This is a genomic window from Sphingorhabdus sp. EL138, from assembly GCF_945882965.1.
Taxonomy (GTDB): Bacteria; Pseudomonadota; Alphaproteobacteria; order Sphingomonadales; family Sphingomonadaceae; genus Sphingorhabdus_B.
The window spans coordinates 1-25,395 of record NZ_CAMCWY010000012.1 but is presented as its reverse complement, the minus strand read 5'-3'; the positions used below and the strand labels follow the sequence as shown (position 1 = coordinate 25,395).

30 protein-coding genes and 1 rRNA gene are annotated in these 25,395 nt (G+C 56.1%); 13 read left to right on the top strand and 18 right to left on the bottom strand.

Going from position 1 to position 25,395, the window contains the following annotated elements:
- Positions 1-48 precede the first annotated feature (48 nt).
- From sufB to Q0N43_RS06775, 4 genes are all read right to left on the bottom strand, one after another.
- Positions 49-1,530 carry a Fe-S cluster assembly protein SufB gene (gene sufB, locus Q0N43_RS06790; RefSeq protein WP_295444359.1) on the bottom strand — a complete coding sequence of 494 codons (1,482 nt, stop codon included), beginning with the start codon at positions 1,528-1,530 and terminating at the stop codon, positions 49-51.
- A complete protein-coding gene (locus Q0N43_RS06785; RefSeq protein WP_295444356.1) occupies positions 1,527-1,940 on the bottom strand; it encodes an SUF system Fe-S cluster assembly regulator in 414 nt (137 codons plus the stop codon). The genes sufB and Q0N43_RS06785 overlap by 4 nt, the downstream gene beginning before the upstream one ends.
- Before the next feature lie 166 nt (positions 1,941-2,106).
- Entirely contained in the window at positions 2,107-3,609 is a 1,503-nt protein-coding gene (locus Q0N43_RS06780) for a glycerol-3-phosphate dehydrogenase (protein ID WP_295444353.1), read from the bottom strand.
- Positions 3,606-4,679: a putative sulfate exporter family transporter gene (locus tag Q0N43_RS06775; protein ID WP_295444350.1), complete on the bottom strand. Its 1,074-nt coding sequence runs from the start codon at positions 4,677-4,679 to the stop codon at positions 3,606-3,608. Before Q0N43_RS06775 ends, Q0N43_RS06780 begins: the two co-directional genes overlap by 4 nt.
- Positions 4,680-4,774: 95 nt before the next feature.
- Here Q0N43_RS06775 and Q0N43_RS06770 point away from each other — a divergent pair, with 95 nt between their 5' ends.
- Positions 4,775-6,022: an MFS transporter gene (locus tag Q0N43_RS06770; RefSeq protein WP_295444347.1), complete on the top strand. Its 1,248-nt coding sequence runs from the start codon at positions 4,775-4,777 to the stop codon at positions 6,020-6,022.
- Positions 6,023-6,071: 49 nt separating this feature from the next.
- Here the strand turns inward: Q0N43_RS06770 and grxD are convergent, their stop codons facing one another.
- From grxD to leuC, 7 genes are all read right to left on the bottom strand, one after another.
- Positions 6,072-6,398 (bottom strand): Grx4 family monothiol glutaredoxin, encoded by a 327-nt coding sequence (gene grxD / locus Q0N43_RS06765; protein ID WP_295444344.1) that lies wholly within the window; start codon positions 6,396-6,398, stop codon positions 6,072-6,074.
- A 19-nt stretch (positions 6,399-6,417) separates the two neighbouring features.
- Positions 6,418-6,654 carry a BolA family protein gene (locus Q0N43_RS06760; protein ID WP_295444341.1) on the bottom strand — a complete coding sequence of 79 codons (237 nt, stop codon included), beginning with the start codon at positions 6,652-6,654 and terminating at the stop codon, positions 6,418-6,420.
- Positions 6,654-6,977 carry a DUF1476 domain-containing protein gene (locus Q0N43_RS06755; RefSeq protein WP_295444338.1) on the bottom strand — a complete coding sequence of 108 codons (324 nt, stop codon included), beginning with the start codon at positions 6,975-6,977 and terminating at the stop codon, positions 6,654-6,656. Before Q0N43_RS06755 ends, Q0N43_RS06760 begins: the two co-directional genes overlap by 1 nt.
- A gap of 68 nt (positions 6,978-7,045) precedes the next feature.
- Positions 7,046-8,041 (bottom strand): NADPH:quinone oxidoreductase family protein, encoded by a 996-nt coding sequence (locus Q0N43_RS06750; RefSeq protein WP_295444336.1) that lies wholly within the window; start codon positions 8,039-8,041, stop codon positions 7,046-7,048.
- A gap of 9 nt (positions 8,042-8,050) precedes the next feature.
- On the bottom strand, positions 8,051-8,644 hold the full coding sequence (gene leuD / locus Q0N43_RS06745; RefSeq protein ID WP_295444333.1) for a 3-isopropylmalate dehydratase small subunit: 594 nt from the start codon (positions 8,642-8,644) through the stop codon (positions 8,051-8,053).
- A 4-nt stretch (positions 8,645-8,648) separates the two neighbouring features.
- A complete protein-coding gene (locus tag Q0N43_RS06740) occupies positions 8,649-8,855 on the bottom strand; it encodes an isopropylmalate isomerase (protein ID WP_295444330.1) in 207 nt (68 codons plus the stop codon).
- A gap of 112 nt (positions 8,856-8,967) precedes the next feature.
- Entirely contained in the window at positions 8,968-10,398 is a 1,431-nt protein-coding gene (leuC, locus tag Q0N43_RS06735) for a 3-isopropylmalate dehydratase large subunit (protein WP_295444539.1), read from the bottom strand.
- 94 nt (positions 10,399-10,492) lie between these two features.
- Between leuC and Q0N43_RS06730 the strand changes: the two genes are divergently transcribed.
- The gene (locus Q0N43_RS06730; protein ID WP_295444328.1) at positions 10,493-11,008 is read left to right on the top strand and encodes a sterol desaturase family protein; all 516 of its coding nucleotides are present in this window, start codon (positions 10,493-10,495) and stop codon (positions 11,006-11,008) included.
- A 9-nt stretch (positions 11,009-11,017) separates the two neighbouring features.
- Here the strand turns inward: Q0N43_RS06730 and Q0N43_RS06725 are convergent, their stop codons facing one another.
- The 4 genes from Q0N43_RS06725 to Q0N43_RS06710 form a co-directional block, all read right to left on the bottom strand.
- Positions 11,018-11,371 (bottom strand): YbaN family protein, encoded by a 354-nt coding sequence (locus tag Q0N43_RS06725; RefSeq protein ID WP_295444537.1) that lies wholly within the window; start codon positions 11,369-11,371, stop codon positions 11,018-11,020.
- The gene (locus Q0N43_RS06720) at positions 11,371-12,798 is read right to left on the bottom strand and encodes an NAD-dependent succinate-semialdehyde dehydrogenase (RefSeq protein WP_295444325.1); all 1,428 of its coding nucleotides are present in this window, start codon (positions 12,796-12,798) and stop codon (positions 11,371-11,373) included. The genes Q0N43_RS06725 and Q0N43_RS06720 overlap by 1 nt, the downstream gene beginning before the upstream one ends.
- Before the next feature lie 39 nt (positions 12,799-12,837).
- On the bottom strand, positions 12,838-14,160 hold the full coding sequence (locus Q0N43_RS06715) for an amino acid permease (RefSeq protein ID WP_295444323.1): 1,323 nt from the start codon (positions 14,158-14,160) through the stop codon (positions 12,838-12,840).
- 71 nt (positions 14,161-14,231) lie between these two features.
- A complete protein-coding gene (locus Q0N43_RS06710) occupies positions 14,232-15,026 on the bottom strand; it encodes a universal stress protein (RefSeq protein ID WP_295444321.1) in 795 nt (264 codons plus the stop codon).
- A gap of 142 nt (positions 15,027-15,168) precedes the next feature.
- On the opposite strand from Q0N43_RS06710, the gene Q0N43_RS06705 reads away from it, so the two are divergent.
- The 9 genes from Q0N43_RS06705 to Q0N43_RS06665 all read left to right on the top strand — a co-directional run bounded on the left by Q0N43_RS06705 (position 15,169) and on the right by Q0N43_RS06665 (position 21,760).
- Positions 15,169-15,726 carry a GNAT family N-acetyltransferase gene (locus tag Q0N43_RS06705; protein ID WP_295444319.1) on the top strand — a complete coding sequence of 186 codons (558 nt, stop codon included), beginning with the start codon at positions 15,169-15,171 and terminating at the stop codon, positions 15,724-15,726.
- A 50-nt stretch (positions 15,727-15,776) separates the two neighbouring features.
- Positions 15,777-16,697 (top strand): SMP-30/gluconolactonase/LRE family protein, encoded by a 921-nt coding sequence (locus Q0N43_RS06700; protein ID WP_295444316.1) that lies wholly within the window; start codon positions 15,777-15,779, stop codon positions 16,695-16,697.
- Between the two features lie 16 nt (positions 16,698-16,713).
- On the top strand, positions 16,714-17,409 hold the full coding sequence (locus Q0N43_RS06695) for a VIT family protein (protein ID WP_295444313.1): 696 nt from the start codon (positions 16,714-16,716) through the stop codon (positions 17,407-17,409).
- An 8-nt stretch (positions 17,410-17,417) separates the two neighbouring features.
- Entirely contained in the window at positions 17,418-18,077 is a 660-nt protein-coding gene (locus Q0N43_RS06690; RefSeq protein ID WP_295444311.1) for an HAD-IA family hydrolase, read from the top strand.
- Positions 18,078-18,118: 41 nt separating this feature from the next.
- Positions 18,119-18,829: a CoA transferase subunit A gene (locus Q0N43_RS06685; RefSeq protein WP_295444309.1), complete on the top strand. Its 711-nt coding sequence runs from the start codon at positions 18,119-18,121 to the stop codon at positions 18,827-18,829.
- The gene (locus Q0N43_RS06680; RefSeq protein ID WP_295444306.1) at positions 18,829-19,155 is read left to right on the top strand and encodes a DUF5076 domain-containing protein; all 327 of its coding nucleotides are present in this window, start codon (positions 18,829-18,831) and stop codon (positions 19,153-19,155) included. Before Q0N43_RS06685 ends, Q0N43_RS06680 begins: the two co-directional genes overlap by 1 nt.
- The gene (locus tag Q0N43_RS06675) at positions 19,152-19,793 is read left to right on the top strand and encodes a 3-oxoacid CoA-transferase subunit B (protein ID WP_295444303.1); all 642 of its coding nucleotides are present in this window, start codon (positions 19,152-19,154) and stop codon (positions 19,791-19,793) included. The genes Q0N43_RS06680 and Q0N43_RS06675 overlap by 4 nt, the downstream gene beginning before the upstream one ends.
- 71 nt (positions 19,794-19,864) lie before the next feature.
- On the top strand, positions 19,865-21,022 hold the full coding sequence (locus tag Q0N43_RS06670; protein WP_295444300.1) for a serine hydrolase domain-containing protein: 1,158 nt from the start codon (positions 19,865-19,867) through the stop codon (positions 21,020-21,022).
- Positions 21,023-21,073: 51 nt separating this feature from the next.
- Positions 21,074-21,760 (top strand): glutathione S-transferase family protein, encoded by a 687-nt coding sequence (locus Q0N43_RS06665; protein WP_295444297.1) that lies wholly within the window; start codon positions 21,074-21,076, stop codon positions 21,758-21,760.
- 61 nt (positions 21,761-21,821) lie between these two features.
- Here the strand turns inward: Q0N43_RS06665 and Q0N43_RS06660 are convergent, their stop codons facing one another.
- The 3 genes from Q0N43_RS06660 to Q0N43_RS06650 form a co-directional block, all read right to left on the bottom strand.
- Positions 21,822-22,004 carry a CsbD family protein gene (locus tag Q0N43_RS06660; RefSeq protein WP_295444295.1) on the bottom strand — a complete coding sequence of 61 codons (183 nt, stop codon included), beginning with the start codon at positions 22,002-22,004 and terminating at the stop codon, positions 21,822-21,824.
- A 99-nt stretch (positions 22,005-22,103) separates the two neighbouring features.
- Complete coding sequence (locus tag Q0N43_RS06655) at positions 22,104-22,994, bottom strand: hypothetical protein (protein WP_295444292.1); 891 nt, start codon at positions 22,992-22,994, stop codon at positions 22,104-22,106.
- Positions 22,961-23,374: an EVE domain-containing protein gene (locus Q0N43_RS06650; RefSeq protein ID WP_295444289.1), complete on the bottom strand. Its 414-nt coding sequence runs from the start codon at positions 23,372-23,374 to the stop codon at positions 22,961-22,963. Before Q0N43_RS06650 ends, Q0N43_RS06655 begins: the two co-directional genes overlap by 34 nt.
- 53 nt (positions 23,375-23,427) lie before the next feature.
- On the opposite strand from Q0N43_RS06650, the gene Q0N43_RS06645 reads away from it, so the two are divergent.
- Together Q0N43_RS06645 and Q0N43_RS06640 are read left to right on the top strand one after the other, a co-directional pair.
- Positions 23,428-24,357: a 2OG-Fe(II) oxygenase family protein gene (locus Q0N43_RS06645; RefSeq protein ID WP_295444286.1), complete on the top strand. Its 930-nt coding sequence runs from the start codon at positions 23,428-23,430 to the stop codon at positions 24,355-24,357.
- Positions 24,358-24,992: 635 nt separating this feature from the next.
- Positions 24,993-25,395: ribosomal RNA gene (locus Q0N43_RS06640) — 16S ribosomal RNA — on the top strand; the annotation flags it as partial.

Here is a 25,395-nt window from a genome sequence, read left to right as displayed (position 1 = left end):
TCAATTATTTCCGTAAAAACTTTGTGCGGACGTCGCGTGATAACGGGCTCATCCCACACTCCCCTCAAGCGAAATACCCAGCAACTTCTGCGCTTCAACTGCGAATTCCATCGGCAGTTGCTGCAACACTTCCTTGGCAAAGCCGTTGACGATCAGCGCGACGGCCTCTTCGGCGTTCAGGCCGCGGGCTTGGGCGTAAAACATTTGGTCATCGCTGATCTTAGACGTCGTCGCCTCATGTTCAATCTGCGCGCTTGGGTTGCGCACTTCGATATAGGGCACGGTGTGTGCGCCGCTCAAAGACCCAAGCAGCAGCGAATCACACTGGGTGAAGTTGCGCACGCCTTCGGCATTTGGCGCGACGCGGACAAGTCCGCGATAGGTGTTGTTGCTATGCCCCGCGCTGATGCCCTTTGACACGATGGTCGAGCGCGACCCCTTGCCATTGTGGATCATCTTGGTGCCGGTGTCGGCCTGTTGGTAATTGTTGGTCACCGCGACCGAGTAAAATTCGCCCACTGAATTCTCGCCGTTCAAAACGCAGCTTGGATATTTCCAAGTAACGGCACTGCCGGTTTCGACCTGAGTCCATGAAACTTTGCTGTTGCGGCCTTGGCACAAAGCCCGCTTGGTGACGAAATTATAGATGCCGCCCTTGCCCTCGGCATCGCCGGGATACCAGTTTTGCACAGTCGAATATTTGATTTCGGCATCGTCGAGCACAACAAGCTCAACAACAGCGGCGTGCAATTGGTTTTCGTCGCGCATCGGCGCGGTGCAGCCTTCGAGATAGCTGACATAGCTGCCCTTATCGGCGATAATCAACGTGCGTTCAAACTGGCCGGTATTTTCGGCGTTAATCCGGAAATAGGTGCTGAGCTCCATCGGGCAACGCACGCCTTCGGGGATGTAGACGAATGTCCCGTCGGAGAAGACAGCGCAGTTAAGCGTCGCAAAATAATTGTCGCGCATCGGCACAATCTTGCCGAGCCATTTCTTCACCAGCTCCGGATATTCCTTAATCGCCTCCGATATGCTGCGGAAGATAACGCCGGCACGTTCCAACTCGGCGCGGAACGTGGTGGCGACGGACACGCTGTCGAAAACGGCGTCTACCGCGACCCGGCGCGCGCCTTCGACGCCGGCCAGCACTTCTTGCTCTGCTATCGGAATACCCAGCTTTTCATAAATCCGCAGAATTTCGGGGTCGACCTCATCCAGCGAACCAAGCTTTGGTTTGGCCTTTGGCTCGGCATAATAATATGCGTCCTGATAATCGATTGGCGGCACGTTGAGCTTGGCCCAATCGGGCGGCGTCATCGTTTTCCAGCTCGCAAACGCCTTTAACCGCCATTCGAGCATCCATTCGGGCTCATTTTTTTTGGCGGAGATAAAACGGACGGTATCCTCGGTCAGGCCCTTGGGCGCGAAGTCGGTTTCGATGTCCGACGACCAGCCATGTTCATAATCCGCGACGCGATCTGCGGCATCCCACGCGGCCTTATCCTTGAAGTCCATGTCATCGTTCATCGCGTTAATCCCGCCAAATTGATTTGTGCTAAGGCACCGCGCACTGCGTTATTGACCACTGGCCAGTGCGCCTGGACGTTGCACCTGCCTTCCTTGGCGCAATGCTGGCCCATCGCGTGCTTGTGCGAATCGCAACATATGGTCAGCGCAATTGGGCCTTCGACAGCTTCAATGATGTCGGCAAGGGTGATCGCCGCTGCGGGACGGGCAAGTGTGATGCCGCCGCCCGTGCCACGGGCCGACCGCAACAGGCCCGCCTTTGTCAATATGCTCACCAGCTTTTGTGCTGTCGGCAAGGCCAAGCCGGTTTCTGCAGCAAGGTCGGTCGCCGACACGCGCGCAGAGCCGCAATGGCGCGAAGCTGCGCTCATCATCACCACTGCATAATCGGCCATATTCGACAAACGCATGTTGCGCACCCTAATCAGATAAATTTGCTCCGATTGGGGGGAGATGGTCCTTTTGACTGTGAAAATCAAGCCAGAAAGGATACCATATTGCAGAAATGGCCAATGCCGTTTTGAGCAGGGATATCAAGCGCCCCGGCGCAGCGGGTCGAATATCGCTTAGTTATTCCTAGTTGCATCGGCGGCTGACGACATAATCCTCTAACTTCTGGGCCTCTTCGGTATTGAAACGCAAACCCAGCTTACTGCGCCGCCACAATATATCCTCGGCGGACTGCGCCCATTCGTGATCGACGAGATAGTCCGCCTCAACCGCATAGAGGCTATGTCCAAAGGCCGTGCCCAAATCGGCAAGTGCGCTGGCGTTTGATAAAAAAGCACGAGTCTTTGTTCCGTAGCTGCGCACCCAGCGGTGCACGAGTGCGGCGGGCAAATAGGCATGCTCCCGCTGAATATCCGAAGCGAGGCGATCGGCACCATCAATTGGAAAATCTCCGCCTGGCAAGGACTTTCGCAATGTCCAGCTTTCGCTTTTCAGCACCGCCACGTGCTTCGAAAGCCGCTCGACCGCACTTTCGGCCAGATGCCGATAGGTAGTTATCTTGCCGCCAAAGACCGAGAGGATAGGTGCCGTTTCGTCTGCATCGACATCCAGTTCGAAATGATATCCGCGCGATGCTGTTTCAGGTTTGCCTGAGCCATCATCGACCAAAGGCCGGACGCCTGCAAAGCTGTACAGCACGTTGGCAGGCGTTATGGCTTGCTTGAAATAAACCGCAGCCGACGCGCAGATATAATCAATCTCTTCTGCGGTCGCGTGAATATCATCAAGCGAACCTGTATGATCGGCATCAGTCGTCCCGATGAGGGTGAAGTCATCCTCATATGGAATGGCGAAGAATATGCGGCCGTCGGGGTTTTGACAGAAATATGCCTGCGGCGTGTCGAACATCTTGCGGACCACGATGTGCGATCCTCTCACCAAGCGGATCGTGCCACCTGATGGCCGGTCATGCCCATTTGTCCGTGCGAGCAAGTCCAGCACCGCTGGCCCCGCTGCATTGGCAACCGCGCGGGCACGGAGGGGTTCTTGCCCTGCAACGTGTATATGCCACAATCCATCGCGACGTTCGAGATGCGTGACTTCGGACCGGGTGCGAATGTCTGCGCCATGCTTGGCGGCATCCATGGCGTTCAAAACGACCAAGCGTGCGTCATCGACCCAGCAGTCTGAATATTCAAACGCCCTCACAAATTCGGGCTTAAGCGGTTTGCCGGCAGGCTCGTTTTTCAAATTTACCGTCCGGGTTGCTGGCAGCAATTTCCGGCCGCCAATATGGTCGTACAAAAACAAGCCAAGCCGCACGAGCCACGCTGGACGAATCCCTTTTTGATGCGGCAAAATGAAGCGCAGCGGCCAGATGATATGCGGCGCAATCGCCCAAAGCCGCTCGCGTTCAATTAAGGATTCGCGGACCAAAGCAAATTCATAATGCTCAAGATAGCGCAGCCCGCCATGAATGAGCTTCGTCGACGCAGAAGACGTGCCCCGCGCCAAATCCCCACGTTCAAGCAGCACGACTTTCGCGCCCCTGCCAGCGGCGTCACGTGCGATGCCCGCGCCATTAATGCCGCCGCCGATAACGGCCAAATCATAGATAATCTGCTTCATAAAAACGCCCATGCAAATGCAGCCGCGGTGACAAAGGCGGTAACGGTCGCCAGCATCACGGGCAGCAACGCCCTCCACCCTTGAGTAAGCAACAGATCAAGCCGTGATCGCATCGCGGTGGCCGTCACCGCAAACAACAACATCGCCTTGGAAGCAATCAAGCCATATTCCGCAACCCAGCCCGGCGCGTCAATAATGGAATTTACGGCAACAGCAACAAAGAAGGCGATGATGAACCAAGGCAATTTGAGTTTGGAAGCCAGACTTTTGGAGCGTCCATCGCTAGATCCGATGGCAAGCCCGACAAGCGCCACAGCGGGTGCGAGAAGCGCGACGCGGGATAGCTTCACGATAGTCGCCGTCTCTCCTGCCGATTGCGAGAAGCTATAGCCGCCACCCAAGGATTGCGCGACGTCATGTACCGCAGCGCCCATTAAGAAGCCAGCTTGCTTGTCGGTGAAATTGAGCTGCGCGGCAATGAGTGGGTAGAACGACATGGCGACCGCGCTTGCCAAGGTCACGCCAACGAGAATGAGCGTAAACTGCGACTGGTTGAGGCGCTCGCGCCCAATGACCGCGTAAATCGCCAAGGCTGCGGACGCGCCGCAAATGGCGGTCGCACCACCAGCTAACCAGCCGGCATAGCGGCCTTGCCCGCCAAGCCGCGCGCCTAAAAGTCCAGCGCCCATGACCAAAGACATGATGCCAATCAGCCCCAAAAATGCGAGCGCACCAAGTCCGCCAATTTGCATCGCGGTGACTTGTGTGCCCAACAAAACAATGCCCCAGCGCAAGCAGGACGTGCCGCAGAAATCAAGCCCGGGATGCACCTTTTGTTCGGCTGACACAAAATTGAGGGCAAGGCCAAGTAACAAACCCGCCAAGATGACGGGCATGCCATAATGTTCGGAAAACCAAGTTGCGGCGACAGAGGCAATACCGACGACCGCAAGTCCCGGAAACAGGGCGCTGATCAACAACCGTTTGCCGCGCGGAGGATTCTCCTCTGCGAGGTAGGTTTCGCCATAGAGGTCAGCGATGTAATTCGCGTTTATGTCTTGCGGTGTCATATTGCCTTCTATAGGCAAGTCCGTAAGGAGTCCCAGCATAAAGCGGGATGCGCTATCGGCCAAGCGGAGACAATGATGCAGTGGGGTGAAGCGACATGAAGCAAATCACGCCGACGCTGCGCTGGACCCTGTTTGGGCTGCTGTGTGTCGCCGGCATTTTCAATGCCATGGACCGGCCAGTCATCGCGATCCTGAAGCCGGACATTGCGGCTGACCTTGGTTGGAGTGATACCGATTTTGCCAATCTCGCCTTTGTAACGCAGGTTGCAGCAGCGCTGTCTTTCTTGTTCACTGGGTGGCTCGTTGATAGAATTGGCGTGCTGCGTTCAATGATAGTTGGCGTAACCACGTGGAGCCTTGCGGCAATGGCGCATGGCTGGGCAATTTCTGGCTGGCAAGTCGTGGCGGCGCGCATTGGCCTTGGCGCGACGGAGGCCGTTCAGACGCCGCTGACGATCAAAACGGTCGCCACGCTTTTCGCACCCGACAAGCGCTCGTTCGCGTTTGGCGTAAGTACTGCGATTGCAGGGCTTGGCACAATCACCATGCCGTTTTTCATCCCCGTGATCGCCGCTATCTGGGGATGGCGCGGCGCGCTCATCTTCGGTGGGGTCGGCGGTTTCATAACGCTGGCGCTGTGGCTGTGGTTTGCGCGGGGCGTAAGGTTTGACGATAAGGCCGAAGACGCCAATCGTGACTTTGCCGATGATGGCGCGCCTTATGGCCCGATATTGATGGAACGGCGTACATGGGCAATCGTGATTGCCAAAGCGTTGTCCGATGCCACTTGGTGGCTGATCAATTTCTGGCTGCCGGATTTTTATCGCAAGGAATTTGACCTGACGACAAGCGAGTTGGCGATTCCTCTGGCGATTGCCTTTTTCGGGTCGGGGGCAGGCGCATTGTTCGCAGGCTGTTTATCAACACGGCTTTTGGAGGCGGGATGGAGCGTCAACCGCGTGCGCAAGACGATCATGTTTGGGTCGGCTGCGATTGTCGTACCCTTGCCCTTCGTTCTTACGCTGGACTCATTCTGGCCCGTGGCGATCATGATGGGCGTGGTGATGGCGGGGCATCAGGGTTTTTCATTGTCGATATTCTCGATCATCACCGACGTCGTGCCGCGCGGCAAGGTTGGGCGCGTTACCGCCTTTGGCGCATTCATGGGCAATATGGGTGGCGCCTTGATCCAGCTGGTGACAGGCGCCGTCTTGGCGGCGGGGTTGGGTTTCACGCCGGTGTTTATCTTTGCTGCGGCGTCCTACATGCTCGCTCTGGCTTGGTTACATTGGTTGCTGCCGACCATTCAGCGCGCCGAGGCAAGCGCCGTATCGGCCGCATAGAGCAAAACCCTTCTTGTGACGCCCTGGAGCGCCACAAGAAGTCGATAGCTTATGCTGGCTTTGCCAAACCTTCGGTCTCAACCAATTCCTGTAATTCGCCAGCGTCGTACATTTCCATCATAATGTCGGAACCGCCCAGAAACTCGCCCTTAACGTAAAGCTGCGGGATTGTTGGCCAATCGCTATAATCCTTAATAGCGGCGCGGATTTCCATGTCTTGCAGCACATCGACGCTTTCATAAGCGACGTTGAGATGGTCCAGAATGGCTATCGCCTTGCTCGAAAACCCACATTGCGGAAACAGGGGGCTGCCCTTCATAAACAGAACAACATTATTGCCTTTGACGATCTCTTCGATCCGGTCGTGAACGCTCATGAATAATACTCCAAAAATTCTAATTCTGAGGAATGGCTGTCGTAAGCTGCAAGGCATGCAAAACGCCGCCCATTCGTCCGCCCAGCGCGTCATAAACCGCCTTATGCTGTTTGACGCGGGGTAGCCCGCGAAAGCTGTCGCTCACTACGCGCGCGGCATAATGGTTGCCGTCACCTGCAAGGTCGGTAATTTCGACCAATGCATCAGGCAAAGCGGCCTTAATCATGCCTTCAATTTCGTCGGCCTGCATTGCCATTATGCGGCCTCGATAAACTGGCGGCGCGCTTCGACCATCTTGTCTTCCAGCGCGCGGCGGATCATGGCATCGTCGACTTCAACACCTGCCGACGTCAAATCACCCAGCAGCTTGCGCACGACATCTTCGTCGCCCGCTTCTTCAAAGTCCGCTTGCACCACGGAAGTAGCGTAAGCGGTGGTTTCTTCTGACGTAAGACCCATTTTTTCGGCGGCCCACTGCCCAAGCAGCTTGTTTCGGCGGGCAGCTATTTTGAACTGCATCTCTGCGTCATGCGCAAACTTGTTTTCAAAAGCGGTCTCGCGGTTGTCGAAACTTGTCATGTTGCAGTTCCTATCTGTTGCCTGCCCAAGATAATGGCTTTGCCTTCAATCAACAAGGCTGATGCACCTCAAATGTGCACCACCAGCTTCCCCACCGCCGCGCGGTCACCGAGTCGGGCGATCGCGGTCCCGGCATCGGCCAAGGCGAATGTCTCCGAAATACGTGGCTTGATTTTGCCCGCGGCATAGAGATCGAACAATTCCGAAATGTTGGCGTGGTTCTTTTGTGGCGTGCGCGCGGCAAAGGCACCCCAAAAGACGCCGCAAACGTCGCAGCTTTTCAGCAATGTCAGGTTCAACGGTAGCTTGGCGATGCCGGCGGGGAAGCCAACGACCAGAAATTTTCCTTCCCATGCAATGGCGCGCACCGCAGGCTCGCTATAATCTCCGCCGACAGTGTCATAAATGATGTTGAAGCCATCGCGGACGGCTGCGGCCTTGAACATTTCGGCCACGGCCTTGGATTGGTCCTTATCGAACGGCTGATGGGGGTAAACCACAACTTCATCGGCGCCAGCCTCACGCGCGATCTCCGCCTTCGCTTCGCTGGAAACACCTGCAACCACGCGGCCGCCATAGGCCTTTGCCAACTCAATTGCCGAAATGCCGATACCGCCAGCCCCGCCAAGGACTAAGACATTATCACCCGCCTTCATATGCCCGCGATCCTTAAGCGCATGAATCGACGTGCCATAGGTCATCAGCAACGAAGCACCATCGTCAAACGACATGGCGTCCGGCATTTTGAAGCAGTTGAACGCTGCGACCGCGACCTTTTCGGTCAGCCCGCCATTGCCGCACAGGCCGATCACGCGGTCGCCAATGGCAAATCCGCTGACGCCATCGCCAATCGCTTCGACAATACCAGCGATTTCGCCGCCAGGCGCAAAGGGGCGTTCTGGTTTGAACTGATACAGGTCGACAATCATCAACGTGTCGGGGAAGTTGATCGAACATGCCTTTACCGCAACGACGACTTGGCCGGGGCCAGCAGCTGGCGCAGGCAATTCGCCCATAACGAGCGTTTCGGGGCCGCCGCTGGCGGTGGATAATAAAGCGCGCATGTCTCTCTCCTAGGCTTGGTTGGGCGACAGCCAGGGCTGGCTTGCCGATATCTTGTTTTCATAGGCCGAAATGGCGTCGCTGCTTTTGAGCGTAAGGCCGATTTCATCGACTCCGTTTATGAGGCAATGTTTGCGAAAGGGGTCAATTTCAAATGCAAAGCGGTCTTGAAACGGCGTCGTTACGGTCTGGGTTTCGAGATCGATGTGGATATCATCCGTTTTTGCCACTTCCATGAGGCGATCAATGGCGTCCTGCGGCAGGACGATGGCCAGTAGGCCGTTTTTGAAGGCATTGCCGGAAAATATGTCGGAGAAGCTGGGCGCAATGACCGCCGAGATACCCAGATCAGCCATAGCCCAAGCCGCATGTTCGCGGCTTGACCCGCAACCGAAATTGTCACCGGCGATTAATATAGGCGCGCCTGCATATGCCGGATCATCAAATACATTGCCCGCCACGCCGCGCAGCGTTTGAAACGCGCCCTTGCCAAGCCCGGACCGGCTTATGGTTTTCAGCCATACTGCCGGAATGATAATGTCGGTGTCGACATTTTTCAGCCCAAGCGGATAGGCCTTACCCTTAACGCTGCTGATAGGCTGCATGCGTTTAGTCCGTTTCCGTTTCTGAGTGATTTTGGCTGATTGGCGGGACTTCGGGGTCCGGGGACATGGGTTCAAGCTTGCCCTTTTTCTGAGTCATGCTGCGTCGTCCTGCATATAATAATGCGGCCACCAACGCAGCGGAGCCTACGGCTGCGCCAACTTTTGCTGTGGTCGACCATTTGTCGTCGCCATCGGATTTTTTATCGGTCATATGTCTCGTCCTTGATGGGCTAAACCTTAGCTTTGGCTTCTGTCGCAAGTAAAGAGAATAGCTTATCTTTGCGCAAGGTTGAACCCGCAACTGCAAATAGCGGCGTTATATGTCAGGCCATCAACGTGCGCACATCGGTAAGCTTGCCTGTGACGGCAGCCGCAGCCGCCATAGCCGGGCTGACCAAATGCGTGCGCGCGCCGGGACCCTGCCGTCCGACAAAATTGCGGTTGCTGGTGGATGCACAACGCTCTCCGGCAGGCACCTTGTCGGGGTTCATGCCCAAGCAGGCCGAACAACCCGGCTCACGCCATTCGAGGCCCGCGTCCATGAATATTCGGTCAAGCCCTTCGGCTTCTGCCATTTGCTTCACAAGGCCGCTGCCGGGCACGACGATTGCCCATTTGATGTTATCCGCCTTTTTGCGGCCCTTAAGCACGGCAGCAGCCGCGCGCAAATCTTCAATGCGGCTGTTGGTGCAACTGCCGATGAAGATATTTTCCACCGAAATGTCGGTCATCAGCGTGCCGGGGGTCAGTCCCATATATTCCAGCGATTTTTTGGCCGCTGCTTGCTTGGATGGATCGGCAAAGCTCGACGGATTGGGAACGATGCCCGTGATTGGCAACACGTCCTCTGGGCTTGTGCCCCAAGTAACGCTTGGCGCGATGTCGGCGGCGTTGATGGTTACGACCTTGTCATAGGTTGCGCCTGCATCGGTGGCGAGTGAACGCCAATAGGTCACAGCCGCGTCCCAATCGTCGCCCTTGGGGGCCATCGGGCGACCCTTGAGATAGGCAAAAGTTACATCGTCAGGCGCGACCAAACCAGCGCGCGCGCCATGTTCGATTGCCATATTCGAAATGGTCAAGCGGCCCTCAATGCTCAGCGCGCGAATGACGGCGCCTGTATATTCAATGACATGGCCGGTCCCGCCCGACGCACCCAGCACGCCGGTAATATGCAAAACAACGTCCTTTGCCGAGACGCCGGGGCCAAGTTCGCCCTCAACGCGGACTTCCATCGACTTGGACTGGCTGAGCTGCAGCGTTTGGGTGGCCAATACATGCTCAACCTCTGACGTGCCAATGCCAAAGGCCAAAGCCCCCAAACCGCCATGACAGGCAGTATGGCTATCGCCGCAGACAAGTGTCACTCCGGGCAAGGAAAAACCTTGTTCCGGACCGACGACGTGGACGATGCCCTGCTTAACATCGGTGGCGTTGATATAAGCGATACCGAATTCCGGCGCGTTACGTTCCAGTGCTTCCAATTGCTGCGCGCTTTCGGGGTCAGCAATCGGGATACTGTTGCCATTGGCGTCCAAGCGCGCCGTTGTCGGCAGATTGTGATCCGGCACTGCCAAAGTCAGGTCTGGCCGCCGCACACGGCGTCCGGCAACGCGCAAGCCTTCAAAGGCCTGCGGGCTAGTGACTTCGTGCACCAAATGGCGGTCGATAAAGATCAGGCAAGTCCCGTCGTCGCGTTGCTCCACGACATGGGCATTCCAGATTTTTTCATATAAGGTTTGCGGTGTGGACATCATAAAAATGCCATAGAAGCGATTGCAGCGAAATCAAGTGAGGCCGCGCAGCTTGCACTTCAAAAATGAAAACTTTGCGTCTATTAGGGTTGCCATGAGCATTTTCAGCATCATCCTTATCGTGCTTACTACCGTTTTCGTCATGGAATGGGTGGCCTGGTCCAGCCATAAATATATCATGCACGGCTGGGGTTGGGGTTGGCACCGTGACCATCATGAACCGCATGACCATGCGCTGGAAAAAAATGATCTGTATGGCATTGTCGGCGCAGTCACCAGCGTGTCGCTGTTTGCACTCGGCAGCCCTTTAGTGCTTGGCAACGACGCGTGGGAACCTGCGACATGGATCGGCCTTGGCGTCATGTTTTACGGCATCATTTACACGGTCGTCCACGATGGCCTCGTGCATCAACGCTATTTCAAATATGTTCCGCGCAGTGGCTATGCGAAACGCTTGGTGCAGGCGCATAAGCTGCACCATGCCACCATCGGTAAGGAAGGCGGAGTGAGCTTTGGTTTCGTCTTGGCGCGCGACCCGGCCAAGTTGAAAGCTGATCTGAAAAAACAGCGCGCGGCCGGGACGGCGATTATACGCGACGCCGCCATTTAGGTCCTGACCCTAAGCCTCTGGCTTAAGCCAAATCCAACCAAGGCAAAGCACGGCCGTTCCCACGGGCACAAGCGACCATGGCAACGCCAAAGCCGCAAAGCCGATGGCGATACTGATACCAAATGCGATGGTCGCTGACCATTTTCCGCGCCGGCTAATGGCGCCCTTTTCCCGCCACGCCACAAGATGAGGTCCAAATTTAGGGTGGTGCAACAGCCGCGCCTCAAGCGCTGGGCTACTGCGCGCGAAAAAGAATGCCGCCAAGATCATAAACGGCACTGTCGGCAGCAAAGGCAGGACAATGCCCACCGTGCCGACGGCAACGGCCAACAAGCCAGCGCACAGATAAAGCTGCTGCTTTATCAATATTGGTGCACTGCTTTTGTCACATAATAGCTATCAAGTCCTTCGGGACCGCCCTCGCTGCCAAAGCCTGATTCTTTCACGCCGCCAAAGGGCGCGTCAGGCATTGAGATCACGAAGCTGTTGAGGCCAACCATCCCTGTATCCAGCGCGTCGGCGACGAGGTTGGCCTGGCGTGCATTTTCGGTGAACGCATAAGCGGCAAGGCCGAAGGGCAGGCGATTTGCCTGTTCTACCGCTTCGTCAAAGGTCTTGAATGGCCGCATTAATGCCACGGGGCCAAAGGGTTCGTCATCCATGACCTTTGCCGACATCGGCACGTCGGACAACACGGTCGGCGCGAAGAAAAAGCCTTGGTTGCCCCGTGATCCGCCGGTCAGCAGCTTTGCACCCTTTGACGTCGCATCCTCGACTAAGGCCGCGATTGCCGATGGCCGCCGCCCATTGGCCAATGGCCCCATGACGGTTCCAGCATCGAGGCCATTGCCGACGAGAACCTTTTTCGTATGCGCGGCAAAGCCAGCTACGAAGCGTTCATAGACGCCCTCTTGAACATAAAAACGTGTGGGCGAAATGCACACTTGGCCAGCGTTCCGGAACTTGGTCGTGGCGGACAAGGTGATAGCCTTTTCAAGGTCGCAATCGTCGAAAATGAGCACTGGCGCATGGCCGCCCAGTTCCATGGTGGTCCGTTTCACGCCATCTGCCGCAAGCTTGAGCAGATGTTTGCCGACGGGCACTGACCCAGTGAAGCTGACCTTGCGGATGATAGGGGAAGCAATCAAATGGCGGCTGACCATGTCGGGTACGCCATAGACCAATTGCGCAACATTACCCGGCACGCCGCCGTCGATGACACATTGCATGATTGCACTGGTGCTTGCGGGTGTTTCTTCGGGCGGCTTGGCGATGATTGAGCATCCTGCGGCTAACGCAGCCGCCATTTTCTTGCACATCAGGTTCACCGGGAAGTTCCATGGTGAAAATGCGGCCACTGGCCCTACGGGTTGTTTCAAGACCAACGCCCGCTGCCCTGTTGGTCGCACAAGCACGCGTCCGTAGCTGCGTTTGGCTTCCTCTGCGAAATAGTCGAATTGCGCGGCACAGGACAGCACCTCAGCGCGCGCTTCGGCCAGCGGCTTGCCCTGTTCGGTCGTGAGCATGACCGCGATTGGTTCTGCACGTTCGCGAATATGGTCAGCGACCTTATGCAATATGGCCGCGCGGGCGTTCACGTCCACGCTTCGCCAATGCGCAAAGCCCTTTGCCGTGGCGGCAAGTGCCTCATCAAGGTCAGCAGTCGTCGCCAACGGTAATTCGGCCAGCGTCTGGCCCGTAGCCGGATTGATGACCGAATGCGTGTCGCGGCCTTCGCCTGTGCGCCAGCTACCGTCAATATATAGGCCCAAATCAGTGGAATAGCTCATCGGTTTTCCTGCAAAATTATTGTGCTTTGGATGTAGGCGTCAGGTGACAGCTTTGGAACCCCTTGCAAGCCGCAATAGCCAGAAAACCGGAAAACCCGCGAGCAATAAGGCAATGCTCCAGAGCAATGCTTCGGTGCCTGCGCCATATATCGTCCAGCAGGAATATATGGCGGCCAGCAACAGGATGACTTTAAACCCTGCGCCTACCTTCAATATGCCCGTCTGGATGAGCCGGAACGCGGCCGCTGCGCAACCGAAATACATGACCAGCACGATCGCCGTGGTCAGCAATATGAGAAATTCAAACATCGATGCCATCGTTCGGCTGCTGTTCATCAGGATGACGAGCGTCAACAGGCTGGTGGAGAACAGATGCGCGTTGCGCGGCGTGCCATTGGTGGTCGCCTTGCCCATGAACGCTGGAAATAAGCCATCGCGCGCTAAAGCGGCAGGTAATTCTGCCTGACACATGATCCACCCGTTCAATGCACCAAGCGCGCTGATTGCGCCAATGGCAGCGATAGCGGTGCCAGCGTTGGTGCCAGCATAGACGCTCACAAAATCGGCAAATGGCGCCGCAGACGCGCTGGTGATTGCCACAGGCAACATCAGGACGACGGCTGAGCAGACCAAAATATATATCCCGCCGGCGCCAGCGGTTCCGAATAAGGTCGCGCGGTTGATGGTGCGTTCAGGGTCTTGCACTTTGTCTGCGGGTACTGTCGCCAATTCAAGACCAAGCATTGCCCAGAGGGTCAAAATAGTAGCCGTCGAAATGCTTGCTGTCGAAATATCTGCCAGTTCGAAGCTGCGGACAACGCCGGTGCCTTGAACCGCTAACACATAAGCGGCAAGGCCAATAACCGCGATAAGCGGCAGCAACTTGGCAATCGTCCAGACGACCTGAACTTGTCCTGCCAATTTGGTGCCGCGAATGTTGATTAGCGTGAAAGCCCATACGATGGATATGGTAACGGCGGCGGACACGCCGTGGGTGCCAACGACGGGGAATAGCTGGCTAAGATAGCTGACCGCCGCTGTTGCTATGGCGGCATTACCGACCCACATCGAAATCCAATACGCCCAGGCAACTGCAAAGCCCGCACCATCGCCAAAAGCGGCCTTTGTATAAGCATAAGGCCCGCCAGCCTTAGGCAATGCTTTACTGAGCGCGCCAAAAACCGCCGCTACGCAAAGCGCGCCGGACACGGTAATCACCCAGCCAATGACGGAATTCCACCCCAAGGGCGCAAGGCTTGCGGGCAACAGGAATACGCCCGACCCGATCATGCTGCCCATGACCAAAGCGAGCGCCATCCAGAACCCCATGGGTCGTGCTGTTGCGGCTACATCGTGCTTCACTGAAGTCCCTCTTGTTTCGTGCACGCTGGCATGGAACGGGGGCAAAAGCCAAGCTTTGTTTGGGCCCCGGCCTAATGGGCGAGCAATACCGGGATGCCAAGCGCGCCAAGCATGAACCGCGTCACTCCGCCAAACAAGGTCTCACGCCACCGTCCGTGACCATAAGCACCCATCACGAGGAAGTGGGGTGCCCATGCATACGCCTCTGCCAAAAGCCTTTCCTCAACGCTCTGATCGCCTTTTGCGGCAACTGCGATTTCGGCATTGATGCCGTGGCGCGACAAATAGGTCGCCGCGTCGGTGACGGGGAATTGCTCCGGCACTATTCCGATCTCCGATATGCGGACAACTGATGCAGCTTGCAGCAATGGCAAGGCTGCACGCACTGCATTGGCGGCTTCAAAACCGCCATCATATGCCACCATGGCCCGGTCGAAGGACAGCGGCGCGGCTTTCGCAGGGAACGCCAGAACCGGGGTGCGCGATGCCGTCACCACATCGCTAATCCAAGCGCGAGCAGTGCCCGCCGTATCCAGCGACATGACCAGGACATCCGCCAATCGCCCAGCGTTGATCAGTGCGTCCGACGTAGTGCCATCAAACATTTGCCAGTCCCATGGTACATCCTCAGCCTTCAACCGCGCATCGATTCGCATGCATAGCTTTTCGCGCTCTTTTTCCGCTGCTTCAAAGGCCTCGGCGACGAAATGCGCGCCGCCGAACATGTCGAACGCGACATAATCTTGCGTCGGCCGAGGCAATATGAGCGACATATGCCCGTCGAAACGCCGTGCAAGTTCAAGCCCCGCCTGCAATCGGCTTTCAAAGGCGGTATCCCCGCCAGCATGTACCATGATAGATTTCATTGCCATTTCCTTACTGAACGGCCGGAAGTGATGCGCCGGTCTCACAGGACTTATCCTCATTCTAAACGCGGCAAATGCATTGATGTGCATCAAACATGTTAAAAAACTTTCAATGCAGAAAAGATTATGTCAGCCAAGGGGCATGAGTGATGCGGGGCAAGCTTTGACGGAAGTGGCGGTGCGGTCTGCGCGCGCGGCGGATTCCGAAGCTATTGCGCGCATCTATGCGCATTATGTGCGCAACAGCACTGCCAGCTTTGATACAGAGCCGCGCACATGCGCGCAGACGGAACAGAAGATCCGCGATATATTGTCCAAGGGATGGCCGTTCATCGTGGCGGAGCGTGCCGAAACGATCATGGGCTATGCCTCTGTGACCGCGTTTCGGGACCGACCGGCTTATGGCTACACCTGCGAAGATTCGATCTATGTCGATTCAGCTTTTGTGGGGCAGGGCGTGGGCGTGCAATTGATGCGCGCTTTAATGGCGCAAGCAAGCGATTGCGGCTTCCGTCAGATGATTGCCGTCATTGGCGGCGGCGAACCCGCCTCGGTTGCTTTGCACAGGAAGCTGGGGTTCACGCATGCCGGACGTATGCGCAACGTTGGACGTAAATTCGGGCGCTGGCTTGCCACGGTCTATATGCAAGCCGAGCTTGGTGCAGGAGACCGATCAGCGCCAGCGCGAGAGCCTGCCTAATCGATTAGAGGATGAATGCGCGATAGTCGTGTGTAAAGGAGAGAGAATATATGGCTGAGTTTGAATTGGTCGCCGATGGGCTTCGCTTCCCCGAAGGACCCGTAGTTATGCCCGACGGCAGCGTCATCTTGGTGGAGATCGCGCAAGGACAAATCACGCGCATACACCCCGATGGCAGCAAATCCGTTATCGCCAAGCCCGGTGGTGGGCCAAATGGCCTGGCGATGGGGCCGGATGGTAAGCTCTATTGCTGCAACAATGGCGGGTTCGAATATATCGAGGCCGATGGCTTTCTTGCGCCGCATGGCATCGCGAACGATTATTCAGGCGGCCGCATTGAACGCATCGATATCGAAACTGGCGAGGTCGAAATATTGTATAAATCGGGCGACTACGGGTGCAGCTTGCGTGGGCCGAATGACATCGTGTTCGACGCGCATGGCGGGTTCTGGTTCACCGATCATGGCAAGGTCGACTATGCCAAGCGCAGTCATGATGTCGTCGGTATTTTCTATGCCAAGGCCGACGGCAGCCATTTGGAAGAAGTCATCTTCCCTTCAAACAACCCTAATGGCGTTGGCTTGTCCCCTGATGGCAGCACGCTCTACGCCGCCGAAACCTACACCTGCCGCTTGATGAAGTTCAACATCACCGCGCCCGGCAAGGTCGCTGGCGATGCTGGCCCCGGCGGTCCGGGTATTCCAGTTTACCGCCCGGCAGGATATAAATTCTTTGACAGCCTTGGCATGGAAGCAAATGGCAATATTTGCGTTGCGACCATCGGCGAATGCGGGATCAGTGTCATTTCACCGACAGGCGATCTGGTCGAATTTGTCGGCACCGATGATATTTTTACAACCAACATTGCTTTTGGCGGCGATGATATGATGGACGCCTACATATGCCTGTCGGGCAGCGGGCGTCTGGTTAAAACCCGATGGGCGCGGCCGGGGCTTAAGCTGCAACATTAGCACTGGAAACCGGTACATGCCTCGGCACAAGGAAGCGCATCTCATTGACCGCATTGGCTGGTTGCGGGCGTCGGTCCTTGGCGCGAATGACGGCGTTGTGTCGACGGCGAGCCCGATTGTTGGCGTGGCGGCGGCGCAAGCTCCGCCTGTGACAGTATTGATGACCGGGATTGCTGGCCTCGTGGCTGGAGCGATGTCGATGGCTGCGGGTGAATATGTGTCGGTCAGTTCACAGTCCGATACCGAAAATGCCGATCGGGCCCGCGAGACAGAAGAGCTCGCCACTATCCCAGAAAAGGAACGCGAAGAGCTGGTCGGCATTTATGAAGCGCGCGGGCTTGACCGGGCGCTGGCCGAACAAGTTGTGGACAAGCTGACCGCGCATGACGCGCTGGCGACGCATTTGCGCGATGAGCTTGGCATGGCGACGCATGCCGCTGCGCGACCCGTGCAGGCGGCGATGGCATCGGCTTGTGCCTTCGCGATCGGCGCGGCGCTGCCCTTGGCGATGGTGCCATTGTCGCCTGCCTCCTATCTGAGCTGGAGTGTCTCGATTGCGGCGCTTTTGTTCCTTGCCATTCTGGGCGGCGTCGGCGCGAAAGCGGGCGGCGCGCCGATGGGCAAAGCTATTTTTCGAGTGACCTTTTGGGGCGCAATTGCAATGGCAGCGACTGCAGCGATTGGTTCGCTGTTCGGCACGACAATCGCCTGAGGCATCACATGACATTTAATACTGTAATTTTTGATTTCGGCGGCGTGATCATCTCGTCACCTTTTGAGGCCTTTAACCGCATGGAAGCGGAAAGGGGCCTGCCCCAGGATTTTGTACGGCGCGTGAATTCCATCAATCCAGACAATAATGCCTGGGCGAAGTTTGAACGGGCAGAATGCAACGCAGCGGAATTTGACGCGCTGTTCGCCGCCGAAGCGTTGGTCTTGGGGCATAAGCTTGATGGCGCGTCGGTGATTGCCTGCCTATCGGGTGACATCCGCCCGGATATGGTGGCCGCACTGGATGTGTTGAAGACCAAGGGCTTTGCGCTTGGGTGCATCACCAACAATGTGCCGTCTGGCAAAGGCGCTGGCATGGCCGGGAGTGATGAGAAAGCAGCGGCGATCTCTGCGGTCATGGAACGGTTCGACCATATCATTGAATCGAGCAAGGCAGGGGTGCGCAAACCAGACCCGCGCATTTATGCCATGATGTGTGCGGCCTTGGCGGTCCAGCCTTCACAATGCATTTACCTGGATGACCTTGGCATCAACTGCAAACCGGCTGCCGCTATGGGGATGGCCGCAATTAAAGTCACAAGCGGTGATCAGGCTTTGCAGGATTTAGGCGCGCTATTGGCGTTGACCTTCACGCCACTTGGGGTCTAGGCGCAGGACAGTTCCGTCTCGTCCATTATTTGGAGCATTTCATGGCGAAAAAACTTTTTCCCGATGCAAAATCGGCGCTCGAAGGCGTATTGAAAAACGACATATTGATTGCAAGCGGCGGCTTTGGTCTTTGCGGGCTTCCCGAACGCTTGTTGGACGCCGTGCGCGACAGCGGGGTCACTGGCTTGACCTTCGTGTCGAACAATGCCGGCATTGATAATGAAGGCATCGGCAAGCTGCTGCGCACCAAGCAAGTCAAGAAAATGATTTCGTCTTATGTTGGCGAGAATAAAGAATTTGAGCGGCAATATCTGGCGGGTGAGTTGGAAGTAGAATTCTGCCCGCAAGGCACTTTGGCCGAACGCATGCGCGCTGGTGGTGCTGGCATTCCGGGCTTTTACACTAAAACGGGTGTTGGCACTTTGGTCGCTGATGGCAAGGAAGTGAAAGATTTTGGCGGCGAGGAATATATCCTCGAACGAGGCATATTTGCCGACCTATCGATCATCAAAGCTTGGAAGGCAGATGAAAGCGGTAACCTAGTTTTTCGCAAAACCGCGCGCAATTTCAATCTGCCCGCCGCGACCTGTGGCAAGATTTGTGTGGTTGAGGTCGAAGAATTGGTGCCAGTCGGCAGCCTTGACCCCGACTGCATCCATTTGCCCGGCGTATATGTGCAGCGTATGATCATTGGTGCACCTTATGACAAAAAAATTGAATTCCGTACTGTGCGCGAAAGGGAGGATGCGTGATGGCGGACAAGCCCGTTCCTATCGACCTTGTGCCTTATTCCGATATGCTTGGGGACAGCCGCGAGTTCTTGCGCGTTTGGACCAAGGAGGGTCGGCCAGTTACCTGCTTTATCAACCCTGTTCCAGTTGGCGGCGATCCAACGGGTTATGGCATCGCTTTGGTGGATTGTATTCGCCACGGCGCCAAAACCTGGGCGCGTGCCAATGGAATATCCGAGGCCGAAGCGTTGGCGCGGATTTGGGAGGGTGTAGACGCAGAGCGTGCCAACCCGACCGATTTGCCAACCGAGCACCCAACCACCGATGAAGATGGATTGATACATTGAGCTGGGCCCGTGATGATATGGCCGCCCGCGCGGCGAAAGAACTGCGCGACGGAAATTATGTGAACCTTGGCATTGGCATTCCGACTTTGGTCGCAAACCATATTCCGCTCGGCGTCGAAGTGACCCTACAATCGGAAAATGGCATGTTGGGTATCGGGCCGTTTCCCATTGCTGGCGAAGAAGACGCCGACCTGATTAACGCAGGTAAGCAGACGATTAGCGAGCTTGCGCAGACCGCCTATTTTGACAGCGCGGCCAGCTTTGCGATGATCCGTGGCGGGCATATTGATTTGACCGTCTTAGGTGCGATGGAAGTGGCAGAAAATGGTGACATCGCCAATTGGATGATTCCTGGAAAGATGATCAAGGGCATGGGCGGGGCGATGGACCTAGTTGCTGGCGTCAAGAAGATCATCGTGGTGATGGAGCATAATGCCAAGGACGGATCGCCCAAATTCATTCCGGCGTGCACGTTACCGCTGACGGGCAAAAACGTCGTTGATATGATCATAACCGATCTCGCCGTGTTTCAGCGGGCTGACAAAGCATCGGCGTTCACGTTGATTGAGGTCGCGCCCGGCGTCAGTGTTGACGATGTGCGGGCAAAGACAACGGCGCATTTTGAGGTTGCGATCTGACCCGTAACATGTGGCGGACTTTATCAGCCTTGATTGCGGTTATAGTGTTGGGACTGACTGGCTTGTATGCCATGCGCTCCGCACCTGATGATAATCAGGTCGCGTCAATATTGCGTAAATTTATTAAACCGCAGACGAATTTGCCGGACCAGCCGGACGAATGGCGCGGCCGAATTCATTATGCCCAACTAGATCAACAATTTGCGGCCATGGCCCAAAGATCGGAAATGGCGGGGCTTGCCATTGCTATTGTCGAAGATGGCGAACTGCGTTTTGTCCGCACATATGGCGTGATTGACCGGGATACCAACGTGCCGGTGACACTCGCAACGGTTTTCCGATGGGCTTCGGTGTCCAAGACCGTCGCGGGGACCATGGCCGCGACACTTTCGAACGAAGGCCTCCTTGACTTGGATCGGCCAGTATCGCGTCATCATACGACGTTGCGCTTGCCCGACGGGGCAGAATCACGTTTGAGCGTCGCGCAATTGCTTTCCCAGCAAACCGGCCTCACCAAAAACGCCTATGACGAACGGTTGGAGGATGGCGAGGATCCACGTGCGCTGCGTGCCAGTCTGGCCAGCGCCCCGTTGCAGTGTCAGCCGGGTTCGTGCCACACATATCAGAATGTGGCCTTTGACGCTGTGACCGAGATATTGGAGCAGGCAGCTAAGCGGTCTTACCCCGCCGCGGTGAGCGAGCGCTTCTTTCTGCCCTTGGGTATGAACAGCGCCAATTTCGGCATGGCTGGCCTCACCAATGCGAAAGATTGGGCGCGCCCGCATAATGGCCGCATCGTCCGTCCCGTGAAAGATACCTATTGGCGGGTCCCGGCGGCTGCGGGTGTTGAAAGTAATATAGTCGATTTTGCCCGTTGGATGCAGGCGACAATGGGCGATCGCCCCGATGTGCTGCCCCAATCGACGCTGCGGATTGCGCAATCGCCGCGTGTTAATACGGCGCGGATTTATGGCGGCGCATTGCGGCAGGCTAATTCTGAGGCGCGTTATGGCCTTGGCTGGCGCAGCTTCAAATATGACGGCAATATGCTTGTGGGACACTCCGGCGCCGTTGACGGCTACCGCGCAACCATGATTTTTGATCCAGCCGCTCATGTTGGTGTTGTCGCCATGTGGAACAGTAATTGGGGCACACCCTTCCGCATTCCATTTGCCGTGTTTGACAGTTACCATAAACGGATAGACTCGCGCTGGTTGGAACTGGACTAACAGAATCAGTAAGCGCTTGGCTTTGCTTCGGAATCTGAGAGGGCGACTGACATGGGCTACACGCTGATTACCGCGAATCGTAATTATTCAAGCTGGAGCTTGCGGCCTTGGGTGCTGATGACGGTGCTTGGCATCCCGTTTGACGACCGCATCGAGCCCTTTGCTGCGGCAAGCAATTATGATGCATTCCGCGCATTTTCACCGACTGGCCAAGTGCCCGTGCTTCTGGACGGCGCGCGGACGGTGTGGGATTCGCTTGGCATCACAGTATATCTGGCCGATCTGCACGAAGGCGTCTGGCCTACGGATCCGGCTGCTCGGGCGTGGGCGCAATGCGCGGTTGCGGAAATGCATGGCAGCTTTTCCGCTTTGCGAAACGATTGCACAATGAATGTCGGGGTGCGCGTTCAGCCCAAGCCCATGTCTGCCGCGTTGAAGCGCGACGTGGCGCGCCTGACCGAATTATGGGGGCAAGGGCTCGACAGTTTTGGCGGCCCATTTCTAGCCGGGCGCCACTTTACTGCGGTGGATGCCTTTTTCGCGCCTGTGGCATTTCGGGTGCGCACATATGGATTGGATGTGGGCCATGCGGGCAAAGAATGGGCAGACCATATGCTTGGCCTCGCACCGATGCTGGCGTGGGAAAAAGACGCCTTGACGGAGAGCTGGCGCGAAGCGGGCCATGAGGCGGAGCTGCGCGATTGCGGCGTGATAACCGCCGATTATCGTCAGGTCTGAAGCAGGCCGGACATGAAAAAGGCCGCCTTGCGGGCGGCCCTTTCTTGGGAATGAACGGGACTTAGACTTTGTCGCCGATCACGCCCTTTACTTTGCCCCTAAAATTCTGGCCTTCGCCTTTTAGTTCTTGCGCCATACCTTCGGCTTGCAGGCGCTCATTGCCCGATGCCTTACCCGCAGCTTGCTTGATGTTTCCTATGATTTCGTTGCCGAGACCCTTTGCCTTGTCTGTTAACTCGCCCATAAAGCACGTCCTTTCGGTGTTATCCGGCCTCGCGGGAACTGCGGGCGGGTACGACAAGGGAACCACGCGGGTGGCCGTTGGTTCCGGCTGATGCAGCGGTTAAACCCCCGTAACTAACGCTTTGGCAAAAGCCGCGCCTGCATCGGGCGCAAAGCGCAGGAACAAAGATGGCTCTATAAGTTCCAGTTCCATCAGGCGGAAAACGCCGTCACCATCGCGCAATATATCGACACGCGCATAGGCCAATGTTTGGGTCTTGGTTATCTTAGCCGTGGCCGTAAATGCGCGCTGCGCCAGTGTCAGCGCGCCTTCAGGCGCAGTGACGGCCTCTTCTTGACCACCATATTGTTCCTGAACGCGAAAGTCGCCTTTGGCGGGACGTTTGAGGATGGAATGGCTGAGGACACCTGCGAAATAAAAGAGCGAATATTCGCCCTCTTCGGTAATGTTGGGCAGATAAGGTTGGATCATCATGCGCTGGCCAGCGACCGAATCCGGCACCGCATCGTCGCGTTCCAATCGGAAAGTTCCGTCTGCTCCGCCCGATATGGGGGGCTTGACGATTAAGGTTTCGACGTTGAAGGTTTTCCGCGCTTCTTCAAGTGCGACCCTGTCGAGTAGGGCGCTACATATTGTTGGGACGGAAGGAATGCCGGCCGCGTCTAATTCGGCCAGATAGGCCTTATCGCTGTTCCATCTCAATATGCTGACCGGATTGCTCACCCGGATCTTTTTCGCCTCCAACCGGTCAAGCAAAGCAAACCAACGCGGGCAGTCACGCGGATAGCCCCAAGCGAGCAGGGGCGTGACAAGGTCAAAGCCGCTAAAGTCGTCCGCCTTGGTCCAATCAATGAAACTGGCACTGTCGCCGAGCAGCTGGGTATAGTCTGCCTTTATATGGGACCAGTTTTCTTCATATTCTGGCGTTGGGCTCAATATTGCGATTCGAAGCGCGCTCATTCGCCAGCCATCTGCAATATCTCTTTCCATTCGGTCGCACGAACCGGCGCAACCGATAGCCGTGACTGCCGAAGCATTTCCATCTCGGCCAGGCTGGGGTTCGCTTTAATAGCTTTCAACGTGACCGGTTGCTTCAATTTGCGCGACGGTTTGACCTTCACCGCAACAAAGCGCGCCTTTTCATCGGTGGGGTCAATGAAATGCGCGTGGCTGATCGTGATGATGGCAACAATCTCAAGCCCGATATTGCTGTGGTAGAAAAAGGCTTCATCGCCGACCTTCATCGTACGTAAGTTATTCGCGGCGCTATAATTGCGCACGCCGTCCCATGTACCTTCGCCCTCAGCCACCAGATCGTCATAGCTGTAAACGTCGGGTTCCGACTTCATTAGCCAAAATTGTTTTACCACCTGTCACTCCTTTTCGCTGGCAAGCCTTTAAGGCAGGCAGTATTGCGCTGTCCATGACAGTTATGCCCGTAATTTCACTCATCGGCGATGCCGATGCCCTTGGACAACAGCTTGGTAGCTCGTTTCAAACATATGGTTTTGCAACCGTGGTGGATCATGGCCTTGATCCCGCATTGGTTGCAAAGGCTTGGGCGCTGACGAAGGCGTTGTTCGAACAAGCTGAATCGCAAAAGCGAGCGGGTTTTGACGCCGCCATCGCTGGCCAGCGCGGTTACACACCGTTCAAAACCGAAATTGCCAAGGGCGCGGACTTTCATGACCTGAAGGAATTTTGGCATGTCGGTCGCGACGTTGCACCGGACAGCCCGCTTGCCGGATCAATGCTGCCCAACATCTGGCCGGACGTCCCTGAGTTTAAGGAGACATTTCAACTGCTCTTTGCAGAGATGGATAAGGTCGGCGCGCGGATCTTGTCTTCGATTGCCCGCTATCTTGATTTACCCGCGAACTGGTTTGATCCAGCGATAGCGGACGGGAACTCTATTTTACGCCTATTGCATTATCCCCCCATAGCTGGCGATGCCGAAGGCTGCATCCGGGCAGGCGCGCATGAGGACATTAACCTCATCACCCTGCTGCTGGGGGCAGAGGAGGCAGGTCTGCAGATTTTTCGCCCCGATGGCAGCTGGATGGACGTCTCCCCGCCGCCAGGGGGCTTGGCGGTCAATGTAGGCGATATGTTGCAGCGGTTGACCAACCATATGCTGCCATCGACGACGCACCGTGTGGCGAACCCGACAGGCGCGCGGTCGCGGTTTAGCCGCTACTCAATGCCCTTCTTCTTGCATTTGCGGTCGGACTTTCCAATTGCGACCTTGCCGCAATGTGTAAGCGCGCAAAACCCCAATCGTTACCCCGACCCGATTCTGGCCGATGACTATCTGCGTGAACGGTTGATAGAGATTGGCTTGCTAAAGGCATAATATGGGGGCTGGAGAACCCAGCCTTACTTTAGAGATTTGGGTTGATGGAGCGATTCTTATCTCAAATATTGGATTGGCCGAGACTCGACCGCACAAACTAGCTGAAAACAGCCATTATTAGCCGGATGTGGAACATTCCATGGGCATATTCCTTACACCACGCTACGATATCGCAAGCCGCCCGATTGGCTAAAAACCCCAGAAAACCGTCAATTTACGACAATAGTGCATTTTTTTTGTAATAAAATTGCAAATGGCGGTTGACCGAATCCTGAAGTCACTTTAGAGGCCCTCTCACCGGACGGGAAGCAAGCGTTTCCGCGGTTCGGTCGCCAACATACGGGTCACCTACTCCTCTGGTAGCAATATCAGGGAACCATAGGTGTCCGCTTTTTTGTCGGTGGTAACTGTGTAAAACCAGTTCGGCTCTTTGACATTGTGATATTTAGATGAAGGGACATGTGGGCGACGGCGCCAGGTCCGGGGGTTTTTAGGCCCCGGGTGCTTGGTTAAAAATTAGCTGTTCGCACATAATGTCCTATACACCATGTATAGTAATTTGTGCAGGAACAACGCCTGAAAGTTCGAGCCTTGCTGGTTTGCGGATTTATCCGTGCCAGTCTGGTTTTTGAATCAAACTTGAGAGTTTGATCCTGGCTCAGAACGAACGCTGGCGGCATGCTTAACACATGCAAGTCGAACGAGACCTTCGGGTCTAGTGGCGCACGGGTGCGTAACGCGTGGGAATCTGCCCTTAGGTACGGAATAACTCAGAGAAATTTGTGCTAATACCGTATGATGTCGAAAGACCAAAGATTTATCGCCTAAGGATGAGCCCGCGTAAGATTAGCTTGTTGGTGAGGTAAAAGCTTACCAAGGCGACGATCTTTAGCTGGTCTGAGAGGATGATCAGCCACACTGGGACTGAGACACGGCCCAGACTCCTACGGGAGGCAGCAGTGGGGAATATTGGACAATGGGCGAAAGCCTGATCCAGCAATGCCGCGTGAGTGATGAAGGCCTTAGGGTTGTAAAGCT

Bases quoted from the DNA above. Each gene is read 5' to 3' on its own strand.
- sufB (WP_295444359.1), bottom strand. From the start codon at position 1,530: ATGAACGATGACATGGACTTCAAGGATAAGGCCGCGTGGGATGCCGCA.
- Q0N43_RS06785 (WP_295444356.1), bottom strand. From the start codon at position 1,940: ATGCGTTTGTCGAATATGGCCGATTATGCAGTGGTGATGATGAGCGCA.
- Q0N43_RS06780 (WP_295444353.1), bottom strand. From the start codon at position 3,609: ATGAAGCAGATTATCTATGATTTGGCCGTTATCGGCGGCGGCATTAAT.
- Q0N43_RS06775 (WP_295444350.1), bottom strand. From the start codon at position 4,679: ATGACACCGCAAGACATAAACGCGAATTACATCGCTGACCTCTATGGC.
- Q0N43_RS06770 (WP_295444347.1), top strand. From the start codon at position 4,775: ATGAAGCAAATCACGCCGACGCTGCGCTGGACCCTGTTTGGGCTGCTG.
- grxD (WP_295444344.1), bottom strand. From the start codon at position 6,398: ATGAGCGTTCACGACCGGATCGAAGAGATCGTCAAAGGCAATAATGTT.
- Q0N43_RS06760 (WP_295444341.1), bottom strand. From the start codon at position 6,654: ATGGCAATGCAGGCCGACGAAATTGAAGGCATGATTAAGGCCGCTTTG.
- Q0N43_RS06755 (WP_295444338.1), bottom strand. From the start codon at position 6,977: ATGACAAGTTTCGACAACCGCGAGACCGCTTTTGAAAACAAGTTTGCG.
- Q0N43_RS06750 (WP_295444336.1), bottom strand. From the start codon at position 8,041: ATGCGCGCTTTATTATCCACCGCCAGCGGCGGCCCCGAAACGCTCGTT.
- leuD (WP_295444333.1), bottom strand. From the start codon at position 8,644: ATGCAGCCTATCAGCAGCGTTAAGGGTAAGGCCTATCCGCTTGGGCTG.
- Q0N43_RS06740 (WP_295444330.1), bottom strand. From the start codon at position 8,855: ATGACCGATAAAAAATCCGATGGCGACGACAAATGGTCGACCACAGCA.
- leuC (WP_295444539.1), bottom strand. From the start codon at position 10,398: ATGTCCACACCGCAAACCTTATATGAAAAAATCTGGAATGCCCATGTC.
- Q0N43_RS06730 (WP_295444328.1), top strand. From the start codon at position 10,493: ATGAGCATTTTCAGCATCATCCTTATCGTGCTTACTACCGTTTTCGTC.
- Q0N43_RS06720 (WP_295444325.1), bottom strand. From the start codon at position 12,798: ATGAGCTATTCCACTGATTTGGGCCTATATATTGACGGTAGCTGGCGC.
- Q0N43_RS06710 (WP_295444321.1), bottom strand. From the start codon at position 15,026: ATGAAATCTATCATGGTACATGCTGGCGGGGATACCGCCTTTGAAAGC.
- Q0N43_RS06705 (WP_295444319.1), top strand. From the start codon at position 15,169: ATGAGTGATGCGGGGCAAGCTTTGACGGAAGTGGCGGTGCGGTCTGCG.
- Q0N43_RS06700 (WP_295444316.1), top strand. From the start codon at position 15,777: ATGGCTGAGTTTGAATTGGTCGCCGATGGGCTTCGCTTCCCCGAAGGA.
- Q0N43_RS06695 (WP_295444313.1), top strand. From the start codon at position 16,714: ATGCCTCGGCACAAGGAAGCGCATCTCATTGACCGCATTGGCTGGTTG.
- Q0N43_RS06690 (WP_295444311.1), top strand. From the start codon at position 17,418: ATGACATTTAATACTGTAATTTTTGATTTCGGCGGCGTGATCATCTCG.
- Q0N43_RS06685 (WP_295444309.1), top strand. From the start codon at position 18,119: ATGGCGAAAAAACTTTTTCCCGATGCAAAATCGGCGCTCGAAGGCGTA.
- Q0N43_RS06680 (WP_295444306.1), top strand. From the start codon at position 18,829: ATGGCGGACAAGCCCGTTCCTATCGACCTTGTGCCTTATTCCGATATG.
- Q0N43_RS06670 (WP_295444300.1), top strand. From the start codon at position 19,865: ATGCGCTCCGCACCTGATGATAATCAGGTCGCGTCAATATTGCGTAAA.
- Q0N43_RS06665 (WP_295444297.1), top strand. From the start codon at position 21,074: ATGGGCTACACGCTGATTACCGCGAATCGTAATTATTCAAGCTGGAGC.
- Q0N43_RS06660 (WP_295444295.1), bottom strand. From the start codon at position 22,004: ATGGGCGAGTTAACAGACAAGGCAAAGGGTCTCGGCAACGAAATCATA.
- Q0N43_RS06655 (WP_295444292.1), bottom strand. From the start codon at position 22,994: ATGGAAAGAGATATTGCAGATGGCTGGCGAATGAGCGCGCTTCGAATC.
- Q0N43_RS06645 (WP_295444286.1), top strand. From the start codon at position 23,428: ATGACAGTTATGCCCGTAATTTCACTCATCGGCGATGCCGATGCCCTT.